The sequence below is a fragment of the Mesotoga sp. HF07.pep.5.2.highcov genome (assembly GCF_003666285.1).
Lineage (GTDB): Bacteria > Thermotogota > Thermotogae > Petrotogales > Kosmotogaceae > Mesotoga > Mesotoga prima.
Map to the genome: position 1 here is coordinate 1 of NZ_JFHJ01000142.1, position 6,535 is coordinate 6,535.

5 protein-coding genes and 1 pseudogene are annotated in these 6,535 nt (G+C 47.3%); all 6 read left to right on the forward strand.

The features are described from left to right. Positions 1 to 864 (forward strand): FGGY-family carbohydrate kinase (locus tag BG32_RS02810; protein WP_259459465.1); only part of this gene is annotated, 864 nt, incomplete at its 5' end. Then, on the forward strand, positions 857 to 1,501 hold the full coding sequence (locus BG32_RS02815) for a class II aldolase/adducin family protein (protein ID WP_121526334.1): 645 nt from the start codon (positions 857 to 859) through the stop codon (positions 1,499 to 1,501). The genes BG32_RS02810 and BG32_RS02815, both read left to right, overlap by 8 nt. A 180-nt stretch (positions 1,502 to 1,681) precedes the next feature. After that, a complete protein-coding gene (locus BG32_RS02820; protein ID WP_121526335.1) occupies positions 1,682 to 2,803 on the forward strand; it encodes an exo-beta-N-acetylmuramidase NamZ domain-containing protein in 1,122 nt (373 codons plus the stop codon). An 11-nt stretch (positions 2,804 to 2,814) separates the two neighbouring features. After that, positions 2,815 to 3,543 (forward strand): GntR family transcriptional regulator, encoded by a 729-nt coding sequence (locus tag BG32_RS02825; RefSeq protein ID WP_121526336.1) that lies wholly within the window; start codon positions 2,815 to 2,817, stop codon positions 3,541 to 3,543. Between the two features lie 1,692 nt (positions 3,544 to 5,235). Beyond that, positions 5,236 to 6,273, forward strand: coding sequence for an L-Ala-D/L-Glu epimerase (locus BG32_RS02840; protein WP_183084269.1), 1,038 nt, complete (start codon positions 5,236 to 5,238; stop codon positions 6,271 to 6,273). Positions 6,274 to 6,311: 38 nt separating this feature from the next. Beyond that, a pseudogene (locus tag BG32_RS02845) lies at positions 6,312 to 6,535 on the forward strand (ABC transporter substrate-binding protein); the annotation flags it as partial.

Genomic DNA, 6,535 nt, shown 5'->3' on the forward strand with positions numbered 1-6,535 from the left:
GGTCATGTCACCGAGAAAGCGGCAAGAGAGACCGGCCTGATTCAGGGGACACCGGTAGTCAACGGAGGTTCTGATCACTCAGTGGCTGAATTGGGTTCGGGCCTTCTCGGTGAAGGAGAGGTTTCGTGCATAGTCGGCACGGCCGGTGTTGTTGCCGCCTGCACATCCAGCCCGGTAATAGACCCAAAGAAGAGGGTCATGTGCTGGAGCTATCCACTTGAGGGTTACTGGGATATTCTCGGGATTACTCAGACTGCCGCTTCTAGCTTAACCTGGTTTAGAAATGTCTTCGACAAAGAGAGAAATAACGAAGTGTTTGACGAGTACTCCTCCCTGGCGAAAGGGGTCTCTCTCGGGTCGGAAGGCCTAGTTTTCCTTCCTTATCTCATGGGTGAAAGAACCCCATTGTGGGATTCAAAGGCAAGGGGCGTCTTTTTTGGACTGACCATGAAACACTCCAAGGCACACATGGTCCGGGCAATTATGGAAGGGGTTTCATTCTCCATAAAAGACTGTATGAAAGTCGTTGAAGAGTTGGGAGTCAAATTCGACAGTGTGAACGTTATGGGAGGGGGCAGTAAGAGTCCGGTTTGGCGGAAGATACAGTCAGATGTCTACGGAAAGAAAGTGAGAACCCTAGAGACTCAGGACACCGGTGCAATAGGAAACTTGATACTCGCCCTTCTTGCCACAAATGAAATTGGCGATCCTGGGGAAGCTGCCAAGCTGATCAGACATGTCGAAACTGTGATTCCTGACCCAATCAGGGCAAAGAAATATGAGAATCTATTTGGAATATATAAAGAGATTTATGTCAGCACACGTTCAATCATGGAGAAGTTGGAGGCGTATACGCATGAATAGAGATGAACTTGCAAGCCTGGTGCTAGATGCCTGCAAGAGAATGGAAGACAGAGGCATGACGGTGGGAACATGGGGAAACATAAGCGTCAGAGTCAACGATGAAACCTTTCTCATAACCCCAAGCGGGATGAGCTACGGGAGTTTGAAGATCGATGATATTGTGATGGCAGACATGAAGGGCAATACTATTGACAGCAAACGAAAGCCAAGTATAGAACATGCACTGCACAGGATGATCTACAGGCACAGACCGGATGTTGGAGCGGTTATCCACACCCATCCCCAATACTCTACGGCATTCGCGATAGCCAGGAAAGATATACCTGCTGTCTCCGAAGAACTGATACAGATAATTGGAGAGGGAGTGAAATGCGCGGAGTATGCATTACCCGGAACAGAAGAACTTGCGGCAAACGTAGTTTCCGCACTGGGAAACAACAACGCCGCTTTACTAGCCAATCACGGAGCAGTCTGTGTCGGAGGCGATTTGAGCGACGCCTTCAAAGTGGCAGAAGTACTTGAGAAATCTGCAAAGACAATAATCATGGCTACGATTTTAGGAACTCCCAAAGTTATCTCTCATGACGAGTGCCTTAAGATGCAGGATTTTGTGAAGAATCATTACGGACAGAAATAGTGGATTTCTTTCCTATATATTATTAACTCGAATCCTGAGCCGATTAATCGGCTCTTTTTCTTTCCTAACCTTTAGGCTCGTAAAGCTCTTCACCGAGACTTCCGTGAGGACTCGGAAAATGATATGACAATATGGCATGATTGTCATTGAGAATAAACATATTTGCAGGGGGTGATGCTCATGATTCTACTCGGGATAGACCAGCTTCAGAAAAATGGTCTCATCGGGTTGAAGAAGAAAGCTATAGGACTGGTAACTAACTTCTCTTTTGTTGACTCAGACTTGAAATGGGGAATTGACATACTGTTCGAAAACGGTCTGAATGTAAAGAAGATCTTCACACCAGAACACGGCCTGGGAGGAGTTGCAGACGGAGCGCATGTTAGTGATACCCTCCACCCGAAGTATGGGGTACCCATCGTCAGTCTATACGGAGACAAACGCAAACCCGTGAAGGAGGATCTTGACGGCTTGGACATGCTGGTATACGACATACAGGATGTGGGATTGAGATTCTATACCTACATATACACTCTTGCCTATACGATGGAAGCTGCCGCCGAGTACGGTCTTCAATACATGGTCCTTGACAGGCCAAACCCTCTGGGCAGAGGAGTCTTTGGAAGTAGAATCGAAAACGATCTCCAAACCTTTGTTGGTGGTTACGAGCTTCCTTTACAGTACGGTCTAACCACTGGCGAACTGGCTCATTACTTCAAGAAACTCAAGAGACTCGACCTCGATCTGAAAATTTCCAGGCTTGAAGGGTGGCGAGGAGAGATGCACGACAACACATCTCTTCTCTGGAATGTACCTTCACCAAACGTGCCAACATTCGAGTCCCTTCTCGGCTATGCAGGGACCTGCTTCTTTGAAAGTACAAGCGTATCTGAAGGCCGGGGTACTTTTAAACCCTTCCTTGTGATAGGCGCTCCGTGGATAGACGGCTCCGACCTAACCAAATACCTCAGGGAGGAGTTCCCTGGTCTTAGAGTTAGGAGCCGTGATTATATGCCCTTTTACAGAAAGTATGCCAATGCCAACTGCAGTGGAGTCGAATTCTTCCCCAGGATTGAAGACAACTATTTCGTGATAACTTTGAAGATGATGGATTATTTGCTAAAATATGAACAATTTGATATCATGGATCGTTCGGACGATCTAATAGGTATTAAAGAAAGCGCACTGAAGATCAGAACACATAACCTTGATTACAGAGAGTGGAAGGAATCCGGAATGGAGTTCATAGACTTTGTAGAGGATTGTCTTCTTTATCCCGGTGAGTTGAAGTACAGAGAGTGAAGGGGGTCGTCATGGCCGAAACACCGATTCCGCTATATTACAAGCTATATATGGACTTAAAGGAATCCCTGAATTCCGGAAAATACCAGAAAGGGGACAAGCTCCCAACAGAGAAGGACCTCTGTCAAAAATATAGTATAAGCAGACTTACAGTTAGAAGGGCGATGGATGAGCTCAGAAGAGAGGGGGTCATTGAAAGACTGAAGGGGAAGGGAACCTTTGTAACGGGCTCCAAGAGAGAAGAACAACTGGCAATACTTACAGGGTTCACAGACGAAGCAAGAAAGAGAGGCATTGAGACTCGCTCCGTGGTTCTCGAAAACAGACTCGTTAGGGTTCCTGCCGATGCCGTCGAGCTCTTCGACATTCCTGCCGATGCAATGGTTGTGCTATTGAAAAGAGTAAGGATTCTCGAGGGCGAACCCTACGCAATTGAAGAGGCATATCTGAACGTGGGGGCCGACATTAGGCTTCTAAACATAACCCAGAGAGACATGGAAAGGGAATCCCTTTATGGAATCCTTAGAAAGGAGTTTGGAATCAACATCTCCTACGCCGAAGAAGAAATGGAGCTTACCAGACTCAAGAAGGAAGAGGCCCGTTTTCTCAGACAGGAACAGGACGATTGCGCAATAATGAGGAAGCGATTCACCTACACAAAGAGCGACATCTGCATTGAGTACGTAATTTCACTATATAGGGCAGACAAGAGCAAGTTCAAGATCGTGAGAAGAATATGAACCGTGGTTGGGGGTAGGAGGTTAGGGGTCGGAAAGAGCAAAGTGAAACCGGTTCGCCGTTGGACGGTTCTCCGTTCTCCGAGAAGAACGGTTGTGAGTTCCTAGATGCAAGTTGCAAGAAAAAGAAAGGAGACCTGTTCTAATGGCAATGAACTAAGCTCGTTACTGACATTCAACAAGAGAACATCATCGAGATTCTGAATCAAGTTCAGACGGATTCTTTCGCTCAGCGACCAGCGGGTTCTCCGCTTTTAAGCGCACAACGGATCTTAGGATAGAGATGCTGAAACAAGTTCAGACGAATTATTTCGCTTTCGGAATCAGCAAAGGCTGTCATACCAATCTCGCCTTCTCGCGTGTCTCTCACGTTGTCATCCCGGACTTGATCCGGGACCTGGTTTTGATCCTCTCTGAGAACGGTGGACCGTTGACGGACAACGCGGTTTTCATCAGTGTACAGCGGTTCTTAGGATAGAGATGCTGAAACAAGTTCAGATGACGCGAAGGGCATGGTATCGATTACAGGGTATGGGGTCTCGTGAAGAGAACCGGCAATCAATTCAGGGTTTCAATGCAACTGAGGAAGTTGTCCGCGCAGCGGTTTGTGGAAGCCCCTCACTATCGTCCCGCTGGTGGCTTTTCGTAGACTTTTCGCATCCTTATCGCGACGCGGTTTTCGGAATAACGATTTGCTGTCATCCCGAACTTGTTTCGGGATCTGCTCTTGTGAAGGGCCGTGGTTGCAGGTAACGGTTGGGGGTTGGAAAGAGCAAAGTGAAACCGGTTCGCCGTTGGACGGTTCTCCGTTCTCCGAGAAGAACGGTTGTGAGTTCCTAGATGCAAGTTGCAAGAAAAAGAAAGGAGACCTGTTCTAATGGCAATGAAGTAAGCTCGTTACTGACATTCAACAAGAGAACATCATCGAGATTCTGAATCAAGTTCAGATGACGAATTCTTTCGCTCAGCGACCAGCGGGTTTTTTCTCTTAAGCGCACACCGGTTCTTATGCTCGCAACTTGGAACAGTCAACTTGCAACTGCTCTTCCGAAGGACGGGTTCATGGTTTGGGACGAACCAAGGACGGCTCTTTGCAGCGTGCAGCGGCTCTTCTCCCGCGAAGCGGAACTGGCCTCGCCGAAGGCGATACTTGCCAGGCGGAGCCTTGTTGGCCAGCGTCAGAAGACTTGGTCTTTTCGATTTCCTCCTGGCGTTTACGCACCAGCATCATTTCCCCGGATGATACTCCGGGCATCACTTCCTGCGCAGCAGCATCACTTCCGCCGATGCTTTTTGGCGCATCACTTCCCGACGGAGTGGGCATTGCATCGACCGATGCTTTTCGGCGCATGCTCTTCTCTTTCGGAGGTGGACCATCAACGGGCAACGACCATTAGCCTCGTATTATCGAGGTGAAGAATTCGAAATCTCTTTCTTATTGCTTTCTGAACTAATCTTACCAGCCAGTGTGTCAAAGAAAATGATTACGACGGAAAGATTAGCCCTAGTTCAATCTAATGAATGGCAACAGCTTTAATATGATGATGCTTAGGTGTTACATAATTTATGTTATAACTAAGTATCGCAAAACCGAGTAGGTTACTCTATTTTGGAGAGAATAACCATTTAAGGTATTATTGTATAGATGTTTTTTCACTATTGAAAGTGGGTTATGCTTTCTTATAAGGGGAGGAAATGATGAAGATCAAGGATCTGCGTTTCACTGAAAAGAAATGGGACTTCGTAAAGCCTTTTCACATTGCGAACAATGTTTCCACTTCCAAAGTAAATATCGAGGTGGAACTGGTTCTTTCAGACGGAACAGTCGGTCTGGGCGAGTCCTCTTCATCGTTCAGGGTCAACGGTGAGAGCGAAGCAGCGATTTTCCAGCTCCAGAAGGAGATCCTCGAGATGATCAAGGACCTAGACGTCTGTGACTACAGGAAGGTCTTTGCAAAGCTGGATGCGTACTCCAGAACAGCTCCCAGTTTGAAGGCCGCCATTCAGTTCGCGACGCTACATGCTTTCTCGAGATCGATCTCCACCCCTGTATATCAGATTCTTGGAGGGATGAAGGACTTTGTGGAAACAGACAAGACCGTTAGCATCGGTAGTCTGGAAGAGACTGTTCATGATGCAAAGGAGATCTTTGATGCCGGCCACAAAGTTATCAAGATGAAGGTAGGCGAAGATGTAAAGAGCGACGTGGCTAGGGTGCTGGCAGTCAATGACGAAATCAAAGGAGTCAGGTATGTCATTGATGCCAATACCGGTTACACGACCAAAGAAGCATTGAGATTCATAGATGCAATGTACAGAAACGATGTGCCTGTGGGGATATTTGAACAACCAGTTCCTGCCGAAGACTTCGAGGGATTGAAGATAATCAGGCAGGGCTCGATGTATCCAGTTGGCGCAGATGAAAGCGCGAAGACGAAGTACGATGTTATGAGGCTTATAAAGGAAGGCGCCGTCGACTACGTCAATATCAAACTCATGAAGTCGGGTCTCTCTGACGCTCTTGCGATAGTGGAGATGTGCAACAGCGCGGGCATTGGTCTTATGATAGGCTGCATGAGCGAGTCTGGAATCGGAGTCTCACAGAGCGTGCATTTTGCTGCGGGGACTGGCGCTTTTACTTATCACGATCTAGATTCTCATTTATTGCTCAAGGATGTCGATCCTGTCGGGTTCAGGCAGGAGAAAGATAGACAGTATCCTATTCTGTTCTAATTTTGTCATCAACCTTTAGTGGAAAAGGAGGTGCAAGAATGAAGCGAAGCTTCATGCTAGTTTTCTTAATGGTACTTATCGTTGCGGCAACCGGATTTGCTGCAACCCCGAAAGACACTCTTGTTATAGGTGCGAACACGGGAATCTTCATAACAATGGATCCGGCCGTTGCCTATGAGGTCTTCCCGAACAAGATCGTAGCAGCCCTATATGCACAGTTGGTCAAGCTGGAGGCAATCGAAGGCGTTATCGTTCCAGTACC